Origin of the sequence: Brevibacillus sedimenti (assembly GCF_020923495.1) — a bacterium.
Classification (GTDB): domain Bacteria; phylum Bacillota; class Bacilli; order Brevibacillales; family Brevibacillaceae; genus Brevibacillus; species Brevibacillus aydinogluensis.
The window spans coordinates 1,287,501-1,308,735 of the sequence record NZ_CP064048.1 but is presented as its reverse complement, the minus strand read 5'-3'; the positions used below and the strand labels follow the sequence as shown (position 1 = coordinate 1,308,735).

The 21,235-nt window shown below is 55.7% G+C and carries 21 protein-coding genes, 2 pseudogenes and 1 other annotated feature; of the genes and pseudogenes, 1 reads left to right on the top strand and 22 read right to left on the bottom strand.

All coding sequences use genetic code 11. From position 1 onward, the window contains the following. Positions 1-11: 11 nt before the first annotated feature. The 13 genes and pseudogenes from nusG to IRT44_RS06220 form a co-directional block, all read right to left on the bottom strand. Positions 12-548 carry a transcription termination/antitermination protein NusG gene (gene nusG, locus IRT44_RS06280; RefSeq protein WP_029101085.1) on the bottom strand — a complete coding sequence of 179 codons (537 nt, stop codon included), beginning with the start codon at positions 546-548 and terminating at the stop codon, positions 12-14. 43 nt (positions 549-591) lie between these two features. Next, positions 592-807: a preprotein translocase subunit SecE gene (gene secE / locus IRT44_RS06275; protein WP_029101086.1), complete on the bottom strand. Its 216-nt coding sequence runs from the start codon at positions 805-807 to the stop codon at positions 592-594. A 33-nt stretch (positions 808-840) separates the two neighbouring features. After that, positions 841-990: a 50S ribosomal protein L33 gene (gene rpmG / locus IRT44_RS06270; RefSeq protein ID WP_029101087.1), complete on the bottom strand. Its 150-nt coding sequence runs from the start codon at positions 988-990 to the stop codon at positions 841-843. Positions 991-1,222: 232 nt separating this feature from the next. Further along, complete coding sequence (gene sigH / locus IRT44_RS06265; RefSeq protein WP_171567149.1) at positions 1,223-1,873, bottom strand: RNA polymerase sporulation sigma factor SigH; 651 nt, start codon at positions 1,871-1,873, stop codon at positions 1,223-1,225. 80 nt (positions 1,874-1,953) lie between these two features. Continuing rightward, positions 1,954-2,478 (bottom strand): NYN domain-containing protein, encoded by a 525-nt coding sequence (locus IRT44_RS06260; RefSeq protein WP_212133365.1) that lies wholly within the window; start codon positions 2,476-2,478, stop codon positions 1,954-1,956. Position 2,479: 1 nt separating this feature from the next. Continuing rightward, entirely contained in the window at positions 2,480-3,235 is a 756-nt protein-coding gene (gene rlmB, locus IRT44_RS06255; protein WP_171567147.1) for a 23S rRNA (guanosine(2251)-2'-O)-methyltransferase RlmB, read from the bottom strand. Then, a complete protein-coding gene (locus IRT44_RS06250) occupies positions 3,228-3,641 on the bottom strand; it encodes a Mini-ribonuclease 3 (RefSeq protein ID WP_212133368.1) in 414 nt (137 codons plus the stop codon). The genes rlmB and IRT44_RS06250 overlap by 8 nt, the downstream gene beginning before the upstream one ends. A 15-nt stretch (positions 3,642-3,656) precedes the next feature. Next, positions 3,657-5,063: a cysteine--tRNA ligase gene (gene cysS / locus IRT44_RS06245; RefSeq protein WP_212133370.1), complete on the bottom strand. Its 1,407-nt coding sequence runs from the start codon at positions 5,061-5,063 to the stop codon at positions 3,657-3,659. After that, positions 5,044-5,709, bottom strand: a complete 666-nt coding sequence (gene cysE, locus IRT44_RS06240; protein ID WP_171567144.1) for a serine O-acetyltransferase — start codon at positions 5,707-5,709, stop codon at positions 5,044-5,046. Before cysE ends, cysS begins: the two co-directional genes overlap by 20 nt. 81 nt (positions 5,710-5,790) lie before the next feature. After that, positions 5,791-6,047, bottom strand: a binding site (T-box leader). A gap of 25 nt (positions 6,048-6,072) precedes the next feature. After that, positions 6,073-7,539 carry a glutamate--tRNA ligase gene (gene gltX / locus IRT44_RS06235; RefSeq protein WP_171567143.1) on the bottom strand — a complete coding sequence of 489 codons (1,467 nt, stop codon included), beginning with the start codon at positions 7,537-7,539 and terminating at the stop codon, positions 6,073-6,075. Positions 7,540-7,652: 113 nt separating this feature from the next. Beyond that, positions 7,653-8,141 carry a 2-C-methyl-D-erythritol 2,4-cyclodiphosphate synthase gene (ispF, locus tag IRT44_RS06230; RefSeq protein WP_212133372.1) on the bottom strand — a complete coding sequence of 163 codons (489 nt, stop codon included), beginning with the start codon at positions 8,139-8,141 and terminating at the stop codon, positions 7,653-7,655. Next, positions 8,138-8,830, bottom strand: coding sequence for a 2-C-methyl-D-erythritol 4-phosphate cytidylyltransferase (ispD, locus tag IRT44_RS06225; RefSeq protein ID WP_230077636.1), 693 nt, complete (start codon positions 8,828-8,830; stop codon positions 8,138-8,140). The genes ispF and ispD overlap by 4 nt, the downstream gene beginning before the upstream one ends. Before the next feature lie 21 nt (positions 8,831-8,851). Continuing rightward, positions 8,852-9,942, bottom strand: a pseudogene (locus tag IRT44_RS06220) (PIN/TRAM domain-containing protein). 290 nt (positions 9,943-10,232) lie between these two features. Here IRT44_RS06220 and IRT44_RS06215 point away from each other — a divergent pair. Then, positions 10,233-10,628 carry a nucleoside triphosphate pyrophosphohydrolase family protein gene (locus tag IRT44_RS06215; protein WP_171567139.1) on the top strand — a complete coding sequence of 132 codons (396 nt, stop codon included), beginning with the start codon at positions 10,233-10,235 and terminating at the stop codon, positions 10,626-10,628. 159 nt (positions 10,629-10,787) lie between these two features. Here IRT44_RS06215 and pssA read toward each other — a convergent pair whose 3' ends face one another. The 9 genes and pseudogenes from pssA to IRT44_RS06170 all read right to left on the bottom strand — a co-directional run bounded on the left by pssA (position 10,788) and on the right by IRT44_RS06170 (position 21,195). Then, positions 10,788-11,516, bottom strand: a complete 729-nt coding sequence (gene pssA / locus IRT44_RS06210) for a CDP-diacylglycerol--serine O-phosphatidyltransferase (protein ID WP_171567138.1) — start codon at positions 11,514-11,516, stop codon at positions 10,788-10,790. 111 nt (positions 11,517-11,627) lie between these two features. Next, positions 11,628-12,703, bottom strand: a pseudogene (gene disA, locus IRT44_RS06205) (DNA integrity scanning diadenylate cyclase DisA). A 9-nt stretch (positions 12,704-12,712) separates the two neighbouring features. Beyond that, on the bottom strand, positions 12,713-14,080 hold the full coding sequence (radA, locus tag IRT44_RS06200; protein ID WP_171567136.1) for a DNA repair protein RadA: 1,368 nt from the start codon (positions 14,078-14,080) through the stop codon (positions 12,713-12,715). A gap of 100 nt (positions 14,081-14,180) precedes the next feature. Then, the gene (locus IRT44_RS06195) at positions 14,181-16,631 is read right to left on the bottom strand and encodes an ATP-dependent Clp protease ATP-binding subunit (protein WP_171567135.1); all 2,451 of its coding nucleotides are present in this window, start codon (positions 16,629-16,631) and stop codon (positions 14,181-14,183) included. 79 nt (positions 16,632-16,710) lie between these two features. Next, positions 16,711-17,772, bottom strand: a complete 1,062-nt coding sequence (locus tag IRT44_RS06190) for a protein-arginine kinase McsB (RefSeq protein ID WP_171567134.1) — start codon at positions 17,770-17,772, stop codon at positions 16,711-16,713. Positions 17,773-17,793: 21 nt separating this feature from the next. Next, a complete protein-coding gene (locus IRT44_RS06185) occupies positions 17,794-18,309 on the bottom strand; it encodes a protein-arginine kinase activator protein McsA (protein WP_171567133.1) in 516 nt (171 codons plus the stop codon). Positions 18,310-18,354: 45 nt separating this feature from the next. Then, a complete protein-coding gene (locus IRT44_RS06180) occupies positions 18,355-18,819 on the bottom strand; it encodes a CtsR family transcriptional regulator (RefSeq protein ID WP_230077635.1) in 465 nt (154 codons plus the stop codon). Between the two features lie 533 nt (positions 18,820-19,352). Continuing rightward, positions 19,353-20,039 (bottom strand): HAD-IA family hydrolase, encoded by a 687-nt coding sequence (locus IRT44_RS06175; protein WP_171567131.1) that lies wholly within the window; start codon positions 20,037-20,039, stop codon positions 19,353-19,355. A gap of 25 nt (positions 20,040-20,064) precedes the next feature. Further along, positions 20,065-21,195, bottom strand: coding sequence for an MGDG synthase family glycosyltransferase (locus IRT44_RS06170; protein ID WP_171567130.1), 1,131 nt, complete (start codon positions 21,193-21,195; stop codon positions 20,065-20,067). Positions 21,196-21,235 lie beyond the last annotated feature (40 nt).

The window sequence follows — 21,235 nt, the reverse complement described above, 5'->3', positions numbered from 1 at the left end:
CAAGATCATTCCTAATCCAATTTTTGAACTTGCGTAAAGTCCAATTCCACCGGTGTTTCACGTCCGAAGATATCCACCAGCACACGGACCTTCTGTCTGTCTGGGTGAATCTCGATGATTTCTCCCGTCCGGTTGGAGAACGGACCGTCCGTCACCCGCACCATGTCGCGGAGAGCGAAGTCGACTTTGACCTTGGGAATCTCGATCCCCATCTGACGAAGGATCGCATCCGCCTCTTCAGGACGCAGCGGAGTCGGTTTGGAACCGGCGCCCGTGGAACCGACAAAGCCGGTAACCCCAGGGGTGTTGCGCACGACATACCACGAGTCGTCCGTCATCACCATTTCAACAAGGACGTATCCGGGAAACACTTTTTTCGTGACGGTGCGTTTTTTGCCGTCCTTCGTCTCCACCTCTTCCTCGGTGGGGACGAGAACGCGGAAGATCTTGTCTTCCATGCCCATCGACTCGACGCGTTTCTCCAGATTGGTCTTTACCTTGTTTTCATAACCTGAGTACGTATGAACGACATACCATGCTTTTTCCATATCCACAAGGACGTTTCCGTCCGTCCCTCCTAGGCTTGCAAAATTACTTTCCTAAAATCAAATCGATCACGCGCGAGATACCCAAGTCGATGACGAAGAAGAACAGCGCAAGCAGCGTCACCGTTACAAGAACGACGATCGTGTAGCTGGTCAGTTCTTTCCGGTTGGGCCAGCGGACCTTCTTCAGTTCGGACATGACATCGCCGAAAAATTCGCCTGTCCGGCGAAATCCGGCTCCGATTCGTGCTAGGAAACCCACAGTGCCACCCCCAGACTTCGTCGCTTCCATGCGTTACTTCGTCTCGCGATGAAGGGTATGCTTCTTGTCACGGGAGCAGTATTTTTTCAGTTCCACACGCTCGGTAGTGGTGCGCTTGTTTTTCGTGGAGATATAGTTACGCTCACCACACTCGGTGCACGCCAACGTGATGTTTACTCGCATTTATTGCCACCTCCATCTCATTTCAAACCTTGCTGTTGATAGAAAGGGAACAAAATAGTACGGGAAAACCGCTACTTTTCCTGACCATTTGTGAGAATGCAGCCATTAAACACGAGAAAAAAGCGTCTATGGCTACCTAAACAAATTTATCACACCCGTCTACCCATGTCAACAAAACGGCTTGACAAGCGGAAAGTATTTTGTTCCAGAATAAAAAAAGAGATTCTCTGTATCACAGATGAATCTCTCGTCCTTCCAGATACCGTTCCAGTTTGCGCTTCACCCGCTGCAGGGCGTTGTCGATCGACTTGACGTGACGCTTCAACTCCACGGCGATCTGCTGGTACGAACGTCCGTCCAGATACAGCATCAGCACCTGCCGTTCCAGGTCGCTCAGGATTTCGCTCATTTTTCCCTCGATGTCGTCAAATTCCTCACGGTTGATGAACAGTTCTTCCGGATCGGTCACCTTGGTGCCGCAGATGACGTCCAGCAGGGTGCGGTCGGAATCTTCATCGTAGATGGGCTTGTCCAGCGAGACGTAGGAGTTGAGCGGAATATGCTTTTGGCGGGTAGCCGTTTTGATGGCGGTAATGATCTGGCGGGTAATGCACAGTTCGGCAAACGCCTTGAACGATGTGAGCTTGTCCCCTCGGAAATCACGAATCGATTTGTACAGGCCGATCATGCCTTCCTGCACAATATCTTCGCGGTCGGCCCCAATAAGAAAATAGGAACGCGCTTTGGCCCGCACGAAATTCTTGTACTTGTTGATCAAGTACTCCAAGGCCTCGGCATCATTTTCGCGAACCAGGTCGACTATCTCTTCGTCAGACATCATCTCATATTGGGAATGTTTCAACTCCTTGAGGTCAACACTCACGAATGATCCCTCCGCCAACCGGTTTCTCACAGATACGGCTATTATACATGCGGCGTAAAAAAGCGTCAACCGAATCCAAGTTATTCCCTTCTCCATTTTTCGAATATTTTCGCTATTTCCCGATCCAGGGAAATACGGGTGGAGAACCGCTCTTCATGCGTTTTTTCCACCTGCTGCTTGATCTCCTTCCCGACACTTTCCAGGTCCAGCAGAAGTTCCCTCGCCGACTTTCGCAGCGCCCCCTGGCCGAAAATGACACGCTGTGATGTGTAGTCGGACGTCGCTACATAAATTTGTCGATTTTTTTCGTAAAATTCCATGACCAACTGTTCAATTTTTTCGTCGGCCGTCTCTTTCTGCTTGGTAAAATAGATGTCCACCCGGTAGTCCTGCATCTGCCGGCCGGCACCAGGCACGTTGTAGGCGTCAAACACAATGATCACCTTGATCCCGGTAAAGCTCTGGTACTCGGCCAGCTTGGAGATAAGCAGGTCGCGCGCTTCGTCCATGCGGTCCTGGTCCTTGAGCGCGCGCAGTTCGGGCCAGGCCCCGATGATGTTGTAACCGTCCACAATCAGCAGTTGTTTGGCTTTCTTTTTCGCCATCTTACTTCACCCGTGCCGGCAGCGGACTCCTGGCGCGGTAGACTTCGTACATCAGCAGGGCGGCAGCGACAGAGGCGTTGAGCGAGGTGACGTTTCCCGCCATGGGCAGACGGTAGAGAAAATCACAGTTCTCCCTGACCAGGCGGCTCATGCCTTTGCCCTCACTGCCAATGACCACGGCCAGGGGCATGGTGTAATCGCCCTCGCGGAAGTCCTGCTTGGCACTCGCATCCGTTCCGGCAATCCAGACGCCCCGCTGTTTCAGCTCTTCCATGGTCCGAACCATGTTGGTCACCCGGGCGACGGGCACGTAGTTGATGGCCCCCGCAGACGCTTTGGCCACAGTCGCCGTCAGCCCAACGGAACGCCGCTTGGGAATGATGATGCCGTGTGCCCCGACCGCATCGGCCGTCCGCATGATCGAGCCCAGGTTGTGCGGGTCCTCCAGCTCGTCCAGCAGGAGCAAAAACGGCGGTTCGTTTCGCTCCTCCGCCCTCCGGAGAATGTCCTCCACCTCGACGTAGTCGTAAGCAGCCACCGACGCGATCACGCCCTGATGGTTGTCGGTGCCGCTGAGCTGATCCAGTTTTTTGCGATTGGCCGTGGTGACGACGACACCCTGCTCTCTGGCCAGGGAGAAAATCGGCCCCATCAGGTTTTTGTTCGTCCCTTCGGCGATCCAGATCTTGTTGATGGCGCGCCCCGACCGCAGCGCTTCAATGACCGGGTTTTTCCCGACAATCCACTCTTCACTCATGTTCAGATGCTCCTTCCACAATCGCAAAGGCCTGCTGTACGAGTTCAGCGACCCGCTCTTCTCTTCCGCACAGGTACAGGTACCCGATCAGGGCTTCAAACGCAGTAGCATGCCGGTAGTCAATGATATCGGCGTTTTTCGCGCTGGAACCGGACTTGGCGTTGCGTCCGCGCCTCACCACTGCCAGTTCTTCCTCCGACAGGGACGGCAGCAGGGCGTGCAGGATGGCGGCCTGCGCTCTGGCCGACACGTACCGGTTGGCCGCCTTGTGGAGCTGGTGCGGCTTCACCAGCCCCTTGGCGATCAAATGGTAGCGGACGCAGTGGGCGTAGGTGGCGTCGCCCAAAAAGGCCAGTACCAGCGGGTTTAACATGTTGGGGTCTCGGGACAGTTCTTCTTTCTGCATCGTGTCACCGGCCCTTTACTTGCGGCGCCAACGAACGCCCTGCGGGGTGTCTTCCAGAATGATTCCCTTTGCAGCCAGCAGGTCGCGAATCTCGTCCGCGCGGGCAAAATTGCGTGATTTGCGCGCTTCCGTCCGCTCAGCGATGAGCGCCTCCACTTCGCTGTCCAGGAGTTCCTGCTCCTGCTCCAGCTTCAGTCCCAGCACACCGGTCAGCTCCAGCAGCAGGTCGCGATATGCCGCAATCTCCTGCTGACCGACGTTTTGGTTGCGCATGTACAGGTTGGCTTCCTTCACCACGTCAAACAGCACGGTAATGGCGTTGGCCGTGTTCAGATCGTCGTCCATCTCGGTGATAAACCGCTCCCGCAGGTTGCTGATGATCCGGGCCTGCTCCTCAGCCTGGCCGTTGGGCTCCTCCGGGCGTGCTGTCTCCAGCCGGTGCAGCAGGTTGGCGTAGGCGGTCTTGATCCGGTCCAAACCGTTGGCCGCCTGTTCCAGCAAATCGTCGCTGAAATTGATCGGGTTGCGGTAGTGGCCCAGCAGCATGAAAAAGCGGATCAACTGCCCGCCGTATCGCTCGATCAGTTCCCGCGCCAGAAGGAAATTGCCGAGAGACTTGGACATCTTTTCGTTGTTGATGTTCAGCATGCCGTTGTGCAGCCAGTAACGGGCAAATACTTTGCCGGTGTAGCATTCCGACTGGGCAATTTCGTTTTCGTGATGGGGAAACACCAGGTCGGACCCGCCGGCGTGAATGTCGATCTGTTCGCCGAGGAATTTGAGCGCCATCGCGGAGCACTCGATGTGCCAGCCCGGACGTCCTTGACCCCACGGACTTTCCCAGCTGATCTCACCCGGCTTGGCCGCTTTCCACAGCGCGAAGTCCAGCGGGTTTTCCTTCTTCTCGTTTACTTCCACGCGGGCACCCGCCTGCAAATCGTCCAGCGGCTGGTGGGAGAGCTTGCCGTATTCGCTGAAGCGGCCGGTGCGGAAATAGACGTCCCCTTCGCTTTCATACGCATAGCCTTTCTCGATCAGTCCCTCGATAAAACGGATGATTTCGGGAATCGTCTGCATCACGCGCGGCTGAATGTCGGGCGGCAGCACGTTGAGAGCGCGCAGGTCTTCGTTGTAGGCCGCCATGTAACGGTCGGCCACTTCCTTGACAGTCGTGCCCTCCTCGTTGGCGACGCGGATCAGCTTGTCGTCCACATCCGTAATGTTCTGCACAAACGTGACCTGGTATCCGCGGTACTGCAAATACCGGCGCAGGGTATCAAATACGATCGCCGGGCGGGCGTTGCCGATGTGAATGTAGTTGTACACGGTCGGTCCGCATACGTACATCTTCACCTTGCCCGGCTCAAGCGGAACGAACGGTTCCTTTCGCCGGGTCAGGGTATTAGTAAACTGTATGCTCATTGCTTTTCGCTTCCTCCCTTAATGCGTTCACTTCGTTGCGAAGCTGCTCGATTTCCCGCTGCATTTGCCGAATCGTGTCAGCCAGCGGGTCGGGCAGATTGACATGATCCAGGTCGTACGAGACGCGCTTGCCGTCCTGAATGACGATGCGAGCCTTGATTCCAACCACGGTGGAGTTGGGCGGCACCTCCTGCAGCACGACGGCTCCCGCCCCGATTTTGGAGTTGTCGCCGATCTTGAACGATCCGAGCACTTTTGCGCCGGTGGCGATAATCACATTGTTGCCAACGGTGGGATGGCGCTTGCCTTTTTCCTTGCCCGTGCCGCCCAGCGTCACACCCTGGTAGATGGTGACGTTGTCGCCGATTTCACAGGTCTCGCCAATGACAACGCCCATCCCGTGGTCGATGAACAGCCGTCTGCCGATCTTCGCTCCCGGGTGAATCTCGATGCCGGTCATAAACCGGACAAACTGGGAAACGATCCGGGCCAGCGTACACCATCCGGCCTTCCACAGTTTGTGCGCAATCCGGTGACCCCAAATGGCGTGCAGTCCGGAGTAGGTCAAGACCACCTCCAACGTGCTGCGGGCCGCCGGGTCCCGCTCGAATACCGCTTGAATGTCGTCTCGCATCTGTCTGAACATAGGATGACACCTCCTGCCAGATTGCTTTCGTTGGAAGTTGGAAAAAGAAAAACCGCCCCGGCCGCCTTCGCGTACGAAGGAGGCAGAGACGGTGTTAACCGCGGTTCCACTCTGCTTAGACCGTCCCGGAAACGGCGCCTAGTGGCCGTGCTGACGATCTCGCTCATCTCCCGGTAACGGCGGGGTACCGTCTGCCCTACTTTCGCGCCCATAAGGACGAGGGTTCAGGTCACTGCTCCCAGGTGCATTTCCAAACAGCGCACGCCGGATGGCTCCCACCTGCCCATCCTCTCTGGAGACGTGGAGGCTGCTGTACTTCTCCTGTTCCTCGCATTTGTCTTTCCTTATATATTTATAATTTCATCATTCACCGTGCGTCAGGACGCGTTTGACGCGTTCCAGCACCTTGTCTTTGCCCAACAGGTAGAGCGTCACAGCCAGATCGCGCCCGTGGGCCTGACCGGTAGACGCCACGCGCACCGGCATGAACAGGGCCTTGCCTTTGTGGCCCGTTTCTTTTTGCACCTCTTTCAGCACTGCTTTGATCGTATCCGTATTATATTCGTTCAGTGCCGACAGGTGTTTGACAAACGATTCCAGCACCTCAGGCAATTGCGGTTCCTTCAATACCGCCTTCGCTTCTTCATCGTACACCACTTCGTCGAGGAAGAAAAGCGCCGCCAGCGGCACGATCTGCGCACAGTAGGACATCTGCTCCTGATAGAGAGCGACGATCTCGCGCACCCATGCCCGCTTCTCTTCGGACAGCGTCTCCTCGATAAACCCTGCCTTTTGCAGGTGCGGAATGCACATGTCGGTGATGAGATCAAGCGGCTGCCGCTTCAGGTAGTAGTTGTTCATCCAGTTCATCTTGGCCGTGTCGAAAACCGCCGGCGACTTGCTGACGCGGTCCAGGGAGAACAGCTTGATGATGTCCTCCATGGCGAAGATCTCTTCCTCCCCGCCCGGCGACCATCCGAGCAGCACCATGAAGTTGACGATCGCTTCCGGCAAAAAGCCCAGTTCACGGTACTGTTCGATAAACTGGATAATGCTCTCGTCGCGCTTCGACATCTTTTTGCCTTCCTGGTTGAGAATCAGCGCCAGGTGCGCGAACTGCGGCGGCTCCCAGCCCAACGCTTCGTAAATCATCAACTGGCGCGGAGTGTTGGACAAGTGCTCCTCGCCGCGGATGACGTGGCTGATCTCCATCAAATGGTCGTCGATCACGACCGCAAAGTTGTAAGTGGGAATGCCGTCCGGTCGACAGATGACGAAATCGCCCATCTCTTTGGTTTCAAACGTCACCTGTCCGCGAATCAGGTCGTTGACGACGTACACCTTGTCGTCCGGAACCTTGAAGTGAACAGACGGAACGCGGCCTTCCCGCTCGTACTGCTCCCGCTGTTCCGGCGTTACGTTGCGGTGTTTTTCCGAGATCCGCGGAGTCTCGCCGCGGGCAATCTGCTCTTCCCGCTCCGCGTCCAGTTCTTCCTTGGTCGCGTAGCAGTAGTACGCCTTGCCCTCGGCCAGCAGTTGATCGATGTATTTGCGGTAGATGTCCAGGCGGTCCATCTGCCGGTACGGCCCGTACGGCCCGCCGATGTCGGCACCTTCATCCCACTGGATGCCGAGCCATTTGAGATTTTTCATCTGTTCTTCGTCAGCGTTTTCCACGTTGCGTGTTTGGTCGGTATCCTCGATGCGGACGATGAACTCGCCCCCCATATGCTTGGCAAACAAATAGTTGAACAGCGCCGTGCGCGCGCCGCCGATATGTAGATGCCCCGTCGGACTGGGAGCGTATCGCGTACGGATTTTTTTCGCCATGAGAAGCACCATCCTATTCCTTGAAGGTGTAAAAAAGGCGGAAACAGGGCTGGACTGCGTTGCCCATGTTTCCGGGTCTGCATCACTGACTTTTTCGTTTCTAAGCTCTTATCTTACACCTCTGCCCGCTGCTTGACAAGCAAGCAGACGGCCTGGGCAGCAATTCCCTCTCCGCGGCCGGTAAAGCCCAGCTTTTCGGTGGTGGTTGCCTTTACATTTACCTGGGACAGCTCGTCCGCTTCCAGCACGCGGGCAATGATTTCCCGCATCTGCGGAATATACGGCGCCATTTTCGGCGCCTGGGCGATAATGGTGGCGTCCACGTTGCCCAGGCGGTATCCCCGCTCTTTAACCAGCTTCCAGACGTGTTCCATCAGTTTGACGCTGTCCGCGTCCTTGAACGCCGGATCGTGATCGGGAAAATGGCGGCCGATGTCCCCTTCGCCGATCGCCCCGAGCAGAGCGTCGGTGATCGCGTGCAGCAGCACATCGGCGTCAGAGTGGCCCAACAGCCCTTTTTCGTAGGGAATGGTCACACCACCGATAATGCAGGGGCGTCCTTCCACCAGTTGATGCACGTCAAATCCCTGTCCAATTCTCATCGCTGCTCTCCCTTTCTTCTGCGCAAAATCTCCTCGCCCAGCCACAAATCGTCCGGCGTGGTGATCTTGATGTTTTCATAACTCCCCATCATGACAGTGACGGGATGACCCAGCCACTCCACCAGCATGGCGTCGTCCGTTCCCGTTTTGCCCGCTCCAAGTGCCGCCTGATGCGCCTCCCGCAACAAGGAAACACGAAAAGCTTGTGGGGTTTGCACCGCCCACAAGCTCTCGCGTGCCGGGGTCAATTGGACTGTGCCGTTCGCCCCGATCACTTTAATGGTATCCTTCACAGGAACAGCCATGATCGTCGCCTGCTCCCGCTGGACCCGCCGAATCAACTCGCTGATCTGTTCCCTGGTCACGAAAGGACGGGCGGCATCGTGCACGAGTACATACGAGCAGTCTGGGGAAAGGGCGGCCAACCCGCTGCGCACGCTGTCCTGCCGTTCGGCACCGCCCAGCGCGACGGTCAGCTTCAACTTCTCCCGTCGGAGCCAGGCGAGCACATCGGCGTGGTCGCGCTCGCTGACCACCAGAACCACTTCGCCGATCTCCGGGTGATTGGCAAACAGGCGAACGGTGTGGGCCAAAATCGGCTCGCCGCCCAATGGCAGCCACACTTTGTTGCGCTCTGCTCCCATTCGCTTGCCGGAACCAGCTGCGACTATCACGACTCCCGTGTTCACGTCCCCATTCCTCTCCAGTCTCTACAATGCTTTTTCCAACAGCTTGGGCTTGGCGAAGATCATTCGCCCCGCCGAGGTTTGCAGCACGCTGGTGACCAGCACGTCAACGTCATTGCCGATGTAGTCGCGTCCTCCTTCGACGACGATCATCGTGCCGTCGTCCAGGTACGCCACCCCTTGGCCATGCTCCTTGCCGTCCTTGATCACCTGGACGGTCAGCTCTTCTCCGGGGAGAACCACCGGTTTGACCGCATTGGCCAGATCGTTGATGTTCAGCACCGACACGCCCTGCAGTTCGCACACCTTGTTCAGGTTGAAATCGTTGGTGACGACTTTGCCGTTCATCACCTTCGCCAGCTTGATCAGCTTGCTGTCCACTTCGGAGACCTCTTCAAAGTCTCCTTCGTAGATCTGCACCTTGACCTTCATTTCTTTCTGAATCTTGTTCAGGATATCCAGTCCGCGGCGGCCGCGGTTGCGCTTTAACACGTCAGACGAGTCAGCAATGTGCTGCAGTTCTTCCAGCACGAAACCGGGAATCACCAGCACACCTTCCAAAAAACCCGTCCGGCAGATGTCGGCAATCCGCCCGTCGATAATCACGCTGGTGTCCAAAATCTTGTACTCCACGTTGGATGGTGCACCATTGTTTTCCTTTTTGCCTTTATCCCTGCGCCCGATGGAAAAGACGGACATGATCTCGTCACGCTTCCGGAAGCCCACCTGGAAGCCCAGGTATCCGAGCAGACACGACACCATCAGCGGCAGCAGATCACCTATTACCGGAATCGGGATGTTGCTGATGGGAAGGAATAATAAAAAGGCAACAATTAGACCAATAATCAACCCCATCGCACCAAACATGACATCCACAATCGGCAGCTTGATCAGCGTCTCTTCCCCCAGCGGACGATGCGCAGCGTGTAATCGACCAGCCAGTTGGCGAGGAAGAAGAATATCACGGCGCCTAAAACGGCTCCGATATAACTCTTGTAATGCACGTCACCAAAATTGAGCAGCGTATCCAGCAAATCAAACAGGTCGGGACCAAATTTGTAACCCAGGCCGCCCCCGACCAGCACAAAAAAAGTTTTTCCCAATCGGCGAACCATGCCTTCACCTCCTCTTATTAATATAGACAGAAGTCCGCAGGAAAAACCCTGCTTCCTCAACATGGCTCACACATTTCATGTCTTCACTTATCCCCCACTATATCAAAGATAAAATCGCAGTGTCAAATAGCCAAAAATTTTAACATACATGTTAAATTTCCGTCAATGGAGAACGCCCGTTTTCCTCCGTTCCCAATTTGACAGGGGACAGATTCCCTTCTTATAATGACAGTAGCAAATTGAATGAAAAATTCTGACGATATCAACAGCCTGAAGCAGAGGTGACCCATATGGACCATCGAAACGTGGACGACTTTCAAACGCAGGTCTCGGAGCTGCTGCTCAGACACCGCAGCGTGCTGGACGTCATGTCCAAAATTCAGGAAACAGCGGCCCGCATCAACCGTTCACTGACCAAAGCCATCACCGAATGCGGCTGTGTCGAAGTGGTTGCCAGGAAGCAGTCTTATGATCCCGGTAAAAGTTTGCAGGAAAACAAATCGCTCTTGGACACTCATTTTACCGGCCCCTTGTGCGAGCATTGCCGCGACGTGCTGACGGCAGAGCTTGGCAAAAACCTCTTCTACCTCACCGCGCTTTGCAACATTACCGACATCAGGCTGGAAGACGTCATCCGGCAGGAGTCGGAGCGTCTCAATACCCTCGGGGTATTCAATCTGTCATAGACTCCCAATTTGTATTACGATTGTACGCAAAGAAAAGTTGCAACTTCAACAAAAAAACCCGCTTTTGCGAGCGGGTTTTTTTCGGCAGTCTTACCGAAAATTCGACAAGACAAGCTGGACGGTCTGCATCCAAACAAACCGGGATGCGTCCGCGAGGCGTTATTCAAATGGCAGCGACTCTTCTTCGTTTTCCTTTTTCTTACGCAGTTTTTTCACCAACAGGTCAACGTTTTTTTTTATTCCGTACAGGGCGTAAATGGCAAGCGGCAGGAAGACGATTTTGGGAAACTGCTGCGGATACTTGATCGCCACGACCACGACAATCGCCACAATGATCGGCGTGATCCAATACGCGGATTTCGGAATGCCCACCTTTTTGAAGTTTGGATACTTGATGGTGGACACCATCAAAAAGGCCAGCAGCAGCATGCCAGCTGCCAGCATCGCCACGTTGAACACCTGGTGGTACAGGGCCAGCGTCGCCAGCACCCCGCCCGCAGCCGTGATTGGCAGACCGACGAAGTAGCCGGGCACGCCTGCCTGGACGTTGAAGCGCGCCAGCCTGAGTGCCCCGCAAATCGGGAAGATGGCCGTCACGATAATGCCGAACAGGTGCAAATCCTGCAATGCTACCACATACATGATAAACGCCGGGGCTACCCCGAACGTAATGACGTCGGAAAGGGAATCCAGCTCCTTGCCAAACTCGCTCTGCACGTTCAGCATGCGGGCCACCCGTCCATCCAATCCGTCCATCAGCATCCCGACGATGACGGTAATCGCCGCGTATTCCACGTACTGGTCGCCCTGAAACGCGAGAATGATGGCGACGATTCCCAAAAACAAGTTACTTATGGTTAGCATGTTCGGCAACGATTTCACGAACATAGACTACCTCCTGGTTTGGTTCGCAAAGGAGACACGAAACGTCTGTCCATTGCCGGCAAGTCCCCTTGGCAAAGTTCAATGCAATCATGCCTGCCTGTATCCTATTCTACCTTAAATATGCCTGTCAATGAACACCTGCTCCTGGATCCGCTTTAACCCATCCTTGATCGCCCGCGCCCTCACTTCGCCGATGCCGTCCACCTCGTCCAGCTCCTCAATGGTGGCCATCATGATCCGCGGCAGATTGTGAAAATGATCCACCAGGTTTGTGATGATCGTCATCGGCAGGCGGGGAATCTTGTTGAGAATGCGGTACCCGCGCGGCGACACCGACTCCTCCAGCATGCTGGTGCTGCTGGGATAGCCAAGGATTCGCAAAAATGAACTGATTTCCAACATTTCATCGCCGCTTAATTTCTTCATGTCCCTGAGCGCTTGTTCCGGTGACAGGTTGGGATCGCGGCAGTAATCGCGAACAAGCATGCGGGCTTCCTCTTCGATATTGGCGACCAGCTCATCCACCTGCATGCTGACAAGCCGCCCTTCCGTCCCCAATTCATAAATATACTTGGTAATTTCCGCCTTGATGCGTAAAACCATCTCGATCCGCTGCAAAACAGAGGTGACTTCGTGCAGCGTCACCAATTCTTCAAACTCCATTGCGCCCAGGTTGGTCAGCGACTGATCCAGTACGGCCTTGTACTTTTCCAGCGTGGAAAGGGCCTGATTTGCCTTGGCCAAAATTACGCTGATTTCGTTCAAGACGTAGCGGAAATGGCCTTGATACAGCGTGATCACGTTACGCCGTTGGGAGATGGCGATGACCAGGTGATTCGTCTGAATGGCCGTCCGCTGCGCCGTACGATGCCGCGTTCCCGTCTCGCTCGAAGGGATGGAGGCGGGGGAATCAACTGGGCGTTGGCGAACAAAATTCGCTTGGCGTCTTCACTAACTATGATCGCCCCATCCATCTTGGCCAATTCATACAAATGAGCGGGCGTGAAGTCACTATTAATGGAAAAGCCCCCGTCCACGATGCCTTTCATCTCCGGACCGTATCCGACGACGATCAGGCCGCCCGTTTTCGCACGCAGCACGTTTTCCAGCCCCTCGCGAAGCGGCGTGCCGGGAGCGACGAGGCGCAATACATCGCTGAACTGCGGTTCTCTTTTATTTGTCTCGAACATAGGTTGCCTTTACCCCCTTAGCACCTCGTCCAAAGCATCGGCTATGTTGCTGATGCCGATTACGTCTATGCCGGTCGGGACTTCCAAGCCGCGGATGTTCTTTTCCGGAATGATCACCCGCTTGAACCCCAGCTTGTGGGCTTCCCTGACCCGCTGTTCGATCCGGGAAACGCCGCGCACTTCGCCCGTCAGCCCCACTTCACCGATGACGACGTCATGTGGATTGGTCGGCTGATCGCGGAAGCTGCTGGCGATGCTGACGGCAATCGCCAAGTCGACGGCCGGCTCATCCAGCCGCACGCCGCCAGCCACGTTGACGTACGCATCCTGGTTTTGCAGCATCAGTCCCATGCGCTTTTCCAGCACAGCCATAATCATGGCCACGCGCTGATGATCCACCCCGGTCGCCATCCGGCGGGGTGTTACAAAGCTGGTGGGGGCCACCAGCGCCTGCAGTTCCACCAGCACCGGCCGCGTCCCTTCCATGCTGGCCACCACCGTGGAACCAGCGACGCCGATGGGCCGTTCCGCGAGAAAGATTTCCGACGGATTGCCCACTTCTGCCAAGCCACGATCTTTCATCTCAAAAATCCCGATCTCGTTGGTGGAGCCAAAGCGGTTTTTCACCGCCCGCAAGATGCGGAAGGTGTTGTGCCGCTCCCCTTCAAAGTAAAGCACGGCATCCACCATGTGCTCCAGCATGCGGGGGCCGGCGATGGAACCTTCCTTGGTCACGTGGCCGACGATGAAGGTGGCGATGCCCTTGCCCTTGGCAATGCGCATCAGCTGGGCAGTCGCCTCCCGCACCTGCGCCACGCTGCCCGCCGCAGACTGAACGGCGGGGTGAAACACGGTTTGTATCGAGTCAATAATCAACACATGCGGATCTATATGATTAATATGCTGTTCGATCAGTTCCAAGTCGTTTTCCGCCAACACGTACATGGGCGGAGTATTCATCCCGAGGCGGTCGGCCCGCAGCTTGATCTGCTTCGCCGACTCCTCGCCGGAGACGTACAGTACTTTTAACCCCTGATGGGCGAGCGCAAACGACGTCTGCAGCAGCAGGGTTGATTTGCCAATCCCGGGATCCCCGCCGACAAGAATCAGCGACCCGGGAACAAGTCCGCCGCCCAATACGCGGTTCAATTCGCCGAGCCTCGTATCCATCCGCGGTTCTTCCTCGCTCGCCACCTGCGTCAGCGGCATGGCTTCCGTACGCTGCCTGCCAACCGTCAGCTCGTACCGGTGAGACGATTTGACCGCCACTTCTTCGACCATCGTGTTCCACTTGTTGCAACCCGGGCATTTGCCCATCCATTTGGGCGATTCATAGCCACATTCTTGACACGCGTATTTCGTTTTATACTTTGACATTACCGTACCTCATTTGGGAATTCTCCTATACATGTTTATCATACATGGGTGCACAAAAAAAGAATACCTCCTGTTTTGGAGGCATTCTTTCCTTATTGAATTACGACGTGGTCTTTTCCAACCGCTTCACGACCAGTTTGTCGTCTTCTGCGTCGATGGTGACCGTGTCGCCTTTGTGGATGGTGCCCTTCAGCAGTTCTTCGGACAATTTGTCCTCGATGTGACGCTGGATGGCGCGGCGGAGCGGGCGGGCGCCGTACGCCGGATCGAAGCCCTCTTTGGCCAGCACTTTCTTGGCCGCATCGGTCAGTTGGAAATCGATCTCTTGTTCTCTCAGGCGCTTGCGCAGTTCTTCCGTCATCAGGGTGACGATTTGCTCGATGTGCTCCTGCTCCAGCGAGTGGAAGACGATCACTTCGTCGATCCGGTTCAGGAATTCCGGACGGAAGCTTCTCTTCAACTCGTCCATCACTTTGTCTTTCATGTCCTGATACTTTTTCTCGGTATCGCCGGTGGTGAAGCCGAGCGTCGTGTTTTTCTTGATCATGTTGGCGCCCACGTTGGAGGTCATGATCACCACCGTGTTGCGGAAGTCCACCGTGCGCCCCTTGGAGTCGGTCAGACGGCCGTCATCCAGCACTTGCAGCAGGATGTTGAAGACATCCGGGTGCGCTTTTTCGATCTCATCCAGCAGGATGACCGAGTACGGTCTGCGGCGCACTTTTTCGGTGAGCTGGCCGCCTTCGTCGTAGCCGATGTATCCCGGAGGCGCGCCGACAAGACGGGCGGTCGAATGCTTCTCCATGTACTCGGACATGTCGATGCGGATCATCGCGTCTTCGTCGCCGAACAGGGCTTCCGCCACCGCGCGAGCCAATTCCGTTTTCCCGACACCGGTCGGGCCAAGGAAAATAAACGAACCGATCGGCCGTTTCGGGTCCTTCAGACCGGCGCGGGCGCGGCGGATCGCACGGGAGATGGACTTGACCGCTTCGTCCTGGCCGATGACGCGGTCGTGCAAAATCTCCTCCATCTTCAGCAGGCGCTCCGTCTCTTCTTCCTTCAATTTGACCACGGGGATGCCGGTCCAGTTGGCCACCACATGAGCGATGTCCTCCGGCGTCACTTCCATGTTCAGCTTGCCCTGACGCTCTTTCCAATCTTTTTTCGTCTTCTCCAGCTCTTCGCGCAGCTTCTGCTCCTGGTCGCGCAGCGCAGCCGCTTCTTCAAACTCCTGGGATTGGACAGCTGCATCCTTTTCCTTGCGCACCTCTTCCAGGCGGCTTTCCAGCTCTTTCAGATTCGGCGGCACGGTAAAGGATTGCAGACGCACTTTGGACGCCGCCTCGTCGATCAGGTCGATCGCCTTGTCCGGCAGGAAGCGGTCGGTAATGTAGCGGTCAGACAGCTTCACCGCCTGTTCGATCGCCTCGTCCGTGATCTTGACGCGGTGGTGCGCTTCGTAGCGGTCGCGCAGCCCGTGCAGGATCTTGATCGCATCCTCCACGGTCGGTTCATCCACTTGAATCGGTTGGAAACGGCGCTCCAGGGCCGCGTCTTTTTCGATGTATTTGCGGTATTCGTCCAGCGTGGTCGCACCGACGCACTGCAGTTCACCGCGGGCCAACGCCGGCTTGAGGATGTTGGACGCGTCAATCGCGCCTTCTGCACCGCCTGCCCCGATCAGGGTGTGCAGCTCGTCGATGAACAGGATGATGTTGCCCGCCTGGCGGATTTCATCCATGATCTTTTTCAACCGGTCTTCAAATTCACCGCGGTACTTGGTACCCGCCACCACGGTGCCCATGTCCAGGGTCATGACGCGCTTGTCGCGCAGCGTCTCGGGAATTTCGTTGTTCACAATCTTTTGCGCCAGGCCTTCGGCGATCGCCGTTTTCCCAACGCCGGGCTCCCCGATCAGCACGGGGTTGTTCTTCGTCCGTCGGCTGAGCACCTGGATCACGCGCTCAATCTCCTTCTGCCGGCCGATCACCGGGTCCAGGCCGCCTTCGCGGGCAATCGCCGTCAAGTCGCGGGCCAGGCTGTCCAAGGTTGGCGTGTTGGCCGACGGATTGCCGCCGGACGCCTGATGGGCGTTCATCATTTCAGAGCTGCCCAAAAGCTGCAGCACTTGCTGACGGGCTTTGTTCAGGCTGACGCCCAGGTTGTTCATGATCCGCGCGGCGATCCCCTCCCCTTCACGGATCAGACCGAGCAGGATGTGCTCCGTACCGACGTAGGTGTGACCCAGCTTGCGTGCTTCGTCCATGGACAGTTCAATGACCTTTTTGGCACGGGGGGTGTAGTTGGGCGTGTAGTTGCCTCCGTTTTGTTCCGTGCCGCGGCCGATCAGCGACTCCACTTCGCTTTGAATCTTGTCGAGACCAAGTCCCAGCGATTGCAATGCCTTGGCGGCGATGCCTTCGCCTTCCCTGATCAGCCCGAGAAGCACGTGCTCTGTGCCGATGTCCTTGTGACCCAGGCGGACGGCTTCCTCCAACGCCAGCGCCAACACTTTTTGAGCTCGTTCGGTAAAACGTCCAAACATCATATCGCGTACACCTCCAACCAGTATGTTCTCTCTATGGGAAAAGCCAATTTGTAATGCTGTTGCTCAACTGCCTGTGTTCTCAGTGGGCGGAGAGGCGCTCCCGAATCAGCCGGGCCCGCCGTTCGTCCCGTTGTTCCGGCGTCAGTTTCTGCCCGGCGCGATGCTGCAGGAACCCGGGCTGCGTCGTCACCAGCAGCTCATTCAACAACTGGTGCGACACGTTTTTGATCAGGCCCAGATCAAGGCCCAGTCGAACGTCGGAGAGGCGCTGTGACGCTTCCTTTGATTCCATCGTTCGCGCGTACCGCAAAATACCGTAGGAACGGTAGATACGATCCTCCAGGTCGACGCGGGAGTGCTCCATCAGATAGCGGCGGGCAACGCGCTCCTGTTCGATAATTTGCCGGGCGACACTGTACAAGTTGGACAAGATGTCCGCTTCCGACATCCCCAGCGTCACCTGATTGGACAGCTGGAACAGGTTGCCCAGCGCTTCACTGCCTTCGCCGTAGATGCCCCGGACGACCAGTCCTACCTGATTGATCGCCTGCAAAATGCGATTGATCTGCTGGGTCATCACCAGGGCTGGCAGATGCAGCATGACCGAGGCGCGGATGCCGGTGCCGACGTTGGTCGGACAGCTCGTCAGATACCCCCGCTTCTCGTCAAACGCGTACGTCAGCTGCGTTTCAAACACGTCGTCAATCTTGGTGCCGACCTCCCATGCTTCATTCAACTGAAAGCCGGGCAGCAGCACCTGAATGCGGATGTGGTCCTCCTCGTTTACCATGATGCTGACGGATTCATCCTCGCTGAGCAGGACAGCCCCTTTGCGGGATTCTTCGGCAAGGTGGGGACTGATCAGGTGTTTTTCTACCAGCACGCGTTTCTCCAGCGGGCTCAGCTGGTCCATCTGGAGCAGCTGCACCGGGTATCGGCTTTTCATCGCTTCGCTTCTGCTCACCTCCGCCACTTTCCTCACGACCTCTTCCGCCTGGGAATCGGTGGCGAGCAGCGGGAACGGATGCTGCCGCAGGTTGCGGGCAATGCGCAGCCGCGTGCTGATGACGATGTCGGAATCGGGTCCCTCCCCTTTCATCCAGTTGCTCCACGGGTTTTGCATGAACTTCTGTTGGGACATATCCGCCTCACCTCCCCCTGCTTACGATTGCGCGATTTTTTGTTCCAGCGCCCGGATGCGGTCGCGAATTTCGGCCGCCTTTTCAAACTCTTCGCTGGCGATGTAGTGCTGCAGCGTGCTTTTTAGCTGTTCCAGCTCTTTGCGCAGCTTGAGTTGACCGCCAGTTCGCTCCGGCACTTTCCCTATATGCTGGGTATTGCCGTGAATCCGGCGAAAGAGCGGATCCAACCGGTCGCCCAAAAACGTGTAGCAGTCGCTGCAACCGAACCGGCCGCTTTTGCTGAATTGGGCGTAGGTGAGCCCGCAGGTTTCGCAGCGCAGCGGCTTCTGTACCGGTTCCTGCGATTTTTTGGTCATTGGATCAAAGTGCAACAGCCCCGAAAGGAGATTGTTGATGCTGAAGTTGTGAAAACCGGCAAAGACATCCCCTTTTTCCTGAGCACAGTGCTCACAGATATGATATTCCGTTTTTTTGCCGTTGACGATTTTGGTCAGATGCAGCGTCGCCGGTCGTTTCCCGCATTCTTCACAGTTCATCAGATCGTCCCTCCTAACCGGTCCGGGTTGGCTTGGTGAAAGTCCCTACCGCAGCAAAATGGCAGCTATCATCTGTTTTAATATGTTGGCCCGCAGTCGGTCGCGGATTTCCGCCTCCACCGTCAGCACATTGCGCGAGGTGGCGATTTTCATCAAAGCCGCTTCCCGGTTGTTGATCAACCCTTCCTCCAGCAAGCGGTCAACAATCGCATGACCCACTCCCTGAGAGATGCTCTCGCCAATCAGCTCCTCGGTCAACAGCTCCTGCAACCGGGCTTTGCTGACGATCTTCACTTTACGGATGCGGATGTAGCCGCCCCCGCCGCGCTTGCTCTCGACGATGTATCCTTTTTCGACCGTAAAGCGGGTGTTGATGACGTAATTGATCTGTGACGGCACACACTGAAATAGGTCGGCAAGCTCGCTGCGCTGTATCTCGACGGAGCCGTTCGGACTCTCTTGAATGATGCGCTTTAGATGCTGCTCAATAATGTCCGAGATGTTCCGCAAGTCGTCGCCTCCTGTTCCACTGTGTTTGATCTGTTTGATCTTGACTTTGACTATCTTTGACTTTGATTATAATGGCTTTATGGCACGGATGCAAGAGGGGAATACAGTTTCTAGTGTAGGCAAAATGGCTGTCGTTGAAACCAAAACAAAAGCCATCCCCAAACGGAAGGTTTAGGGATGGTTTCAGACTGAAGACAAACCGTTCATTGGATAAACGTCCATAAGAAAATGATTTCCAGGCCGGAAGGCCTGCCCATTCATCAACCGAAGCAAAAGACAATGTCCGTCGCATGGCAGGATGGGCCAAGCGAGCTCCTTTGACGACCCACTCAGCGGAAAAACGAAGACGCGGGGATCAACAGGGGACACAAGTCTCACTTCCGCGAAACACCCAGATGTTTGTCCCCTGCCCGCGTCTCGTTTTGGAGCGGACTTTATCCGCTTCTGCGCTGGGCGTCAAGCGAGCGAGCGGGCCCGATCTCCCATGCGCCGCGAACTTTGTCTACACGCTGAAACCATCCCCAACGGAAGGTTTAGGGATGGTTGCTGTTAACTGTTGTCGCGGCCGGCAGGTGATCCGGCAGCTGCGAGAATGCGGTAATGATCACATCGGCTCCGTCCAGTTCCCCCTGTTTGGCAAAACCGAAGTCGCAGCCCACGGTAAACAGGCCGTTCGCTTTGCCCGCTTCCACATCGGAATGCCGGTCTCCTACCATGACGGCCTGTTTCACATCGTAATCACGCAGCAGTTTGGCCACGAGATCCCGTTTGGAACGCGTGTGAAAGCGGCCCGCGGAGTACAGGTCGGTAAACAGCGGCGTCAGCCCGTAATGATCGCAGATGGCTTCAATGTATTGTTCCTGCCCGTTGCTGGCGACAAACAGGGCCACGTTCTCGGCATGCAGCTTCGTAAGCACTTCGCGGACACCCGGGTAGAGATCGGTGACGTTCTGCCGCAGCAGGGCCAGTTCGTTTTCCAAAAGCAGCCGATCGGCCATCTGTTTGGTATCTTCGCTGACCCCCGGCAGCAATTTTGCCCAGAGTTGCTCAATCGTCATGCCCAAGACATTGACCAATTCCCGCTCGCCAGGGGTGGGGCCGTCCCACAGACCTTTTTCGCGAAGCTGTTCAAACGTCCGCTGAAACGCAGGTGTCGACAGCTTCTCCGTCTGCAACAAGGTTCCGTCCATGTCAAACAAAACAGCGTACGGTATGCTCATGGCTCCCTCCATTGTTCCTGTCCGGTTACTCTGTCTCTTTGTCTTCCCCAAACAGGGTTGTCATGTCGTTGTGAATGAAATCAGCGATGCGTTCTGCAGCATCCGGTTTGGCTATTTTTTGTGCCATTCTTTTCATGTATTCTACCTTCGTCGGATTGTGCAGCAATTCCTCGATAAAATAAATCAACTGCTCGGACACGTTGGCGTGAACGGCACAGCCGTTGTTGAGCAAAAAGTGGCTGTTTCGTTCCTCCTGGCCCGGCAGGGGGTTGTAAATAATCATCGGCACCTGTTTGCTCATTACTTCCGCCGTCGTCAGTCCCCCGGATTTGGTGACGATCAGATCGGCGATTTCCAGGTACTCGTGAAAGTTATTGATAAACCGCAGCGGCATCACCTCGTGTCGGTAGGTGCGTGCGGATACCTTGCGATACAGCTTGTCGTTGGTACCGGTGAGGATAAAGGTCTTCAGCGGCAGGTTGATCGCTTCCAGTCCGTCCAGAACCTGTTCCATGGAACCGAGTCCCAGACCGCCTCCGGAAAGGACGACGCAGCGCGTCCCAGGCGCAATCTGCAGCTTCTGCCGGATGAGCTCCTTGTCCAACGGTTGGCGGAACTTGCGCATGATCGGAATCCCCAGCGGGATGAACTTCCGATGATCGTGCCGGTAGATGTCCACCAAATAGTACAACTGTTCATGCGCGATAAAGTAATAATTGATGTGATGATTGATCCATGACGGGTGTATGGTATAGTCGGTAATGATCGTGTAGATGGGCTCTCGCCAGCCATTTCTCCCTTTCAAAACGGACAGCATACAGCTTGCGAACGGGTGTGTGGCGATAAACGCATCAGGCTGTACGCTGTTGATCAACTTTTTCAGCTTGTTGGCGAGCAGCTTGTTCATCCATAAGTTCATATCAAAAAAACGGATTTTTTCCGTATTGTGGTATATCCGTCCCCACATCTTGGGAGATAGCCGCAGCAGGTTCATGTAGCTTTCCAGCAAAATCTTGTGAAACGTCGGACTGATGTATTCCAACGTATCAATGATCATAGACGTGTAACCCTTCTCGGCCAGACTTTCCTGCATTGCCCGAGCTGCCTGATTATGACCGTTGCCGATGGAAGCAGAAAAGATCAGAATTTTTTTCATGATAAATTCTCCTTCATTCCTCACTCTTACCTACTCCAAC

Excerpts from the sequence above, each read along its gene's own strand:
- IRT44_RS06190 (WP_171567134.1), bottom strand. The coding sequence starts at position 17,772 with ATGTCCCAACAGAAGTTCATGCAAAACCCGTGGAGCAACTGGATGAAA.
- cysE (WP_171567144.1), bottom strand. The coding sequence starts at position 5,709 with ATGTTCAGACAGATGCGAGACGACATTCAAGCGGTATTCGAGCGGGAC.
- pssA (WP_171567138.1), bottom strand. The coding sequence starts at position 11,516 with ATGTTCGTGAAATCGTTGCCGAACATGCTAACCATAAGTAACTTGTTT.
- radA (WP_171567136.1), bottom strand. The coding sequence starts at position 14,080 with ATGTCAAAGTATAAAACGAAATACGCGTGTCAAGAATGTGGCTATGAA.
- IRT44_RS06185 (WP_171567133.1), bottom strand. The coding sequence starts at position 18,309 with ATGAACTGTGAAGAATGCGGGAAACGACCGGCGACGCTGCATCTGACC.
- IRT44_RS06250 (WP_212133368.1), bottom strand. The coding sequence starts at position 3,641 with ATGCAGAAAGAAGAACTGTCCCGAGACCCCAACATGTTAAACCCGCTG.
- gltX (WP_171567143.1), bottom strand. The coding sequence starts at position 7,539 with ATGGCGAAAAAAATCCGTACGCGATACGCTCCCAGTCCGACGGGGCAT.
- IRT44_RS06260 (WP_212133365.1), bottom strand. The coding sequence starts at position 2,478 with ATGGCGAAAAAGAAAGCCAAACAACTGCTGATTGTGGACGGTTACAAC.
- nusG (WP_029101085.1), bottom strand. The coding sequence starts at position 548 with ATGGAAAAAGCATGGTATGTCGTTCATACGTACTCAGGTTATGAAAAC.
- IRT44_RS06195 (WP_171567135.1), bottom strand. The coding sequence starts at position 16,631 with ATGATGTTTGGACGTTTTACCGAACGAGCTCAAAAAGTGTTGGCGCTG.
- IRT44_RS06215 (WP_171567139.1), top strand. The coding sequence starts at position 10,233 with ATGGACCATCGAAACGTGGACGACTTTCAAACGCAGGTCTCGGAGCTG.
- rlmB (WP_171567147.1), bottom strand. The coding sequence starts at position 3,235 with ATGAGTGAAGAGTGGATTGTCGGGAAAAACCCGGTCATTGAAGCGCTG.
- ispF (WP_212133372.1), bottom strand. The coding sequence starts at position 8,141 with ATGAGAATTGGACAGGGATTTGACGTGCATCAACTGGTGGAAGGACGC.
- rpmG (WP_029101087.1), bottom strand. The coding sequence starts at position 990 with ATGCGAGTAAACATCACGTTGGCGTGCACCGAGTGTGGTGAGCGTAAC.
- IRT44_RS06175 (WP_171567131.1), bottom strand. The coding sequence starts at position 20,039 with ATGAGCATACCGTACGCTGTTTTGTTTGACATGGACGGAACCTTGTTG.
- IRT44_RS06170 (WP_171567130.1), bottom strand. The coding sequence starts at position 21,195 with ATGAAAAAAATTCTGATCTTTTCTGCTTCCATCGGCAACGGTCATAAT.
- cysS (WP_212133370.1), bottom strand. The coding sequence starts at position 5,063 with ATGAGCATACAGTTTACTAATACCCTGACCCGGCGAAAGGAACCGTTC.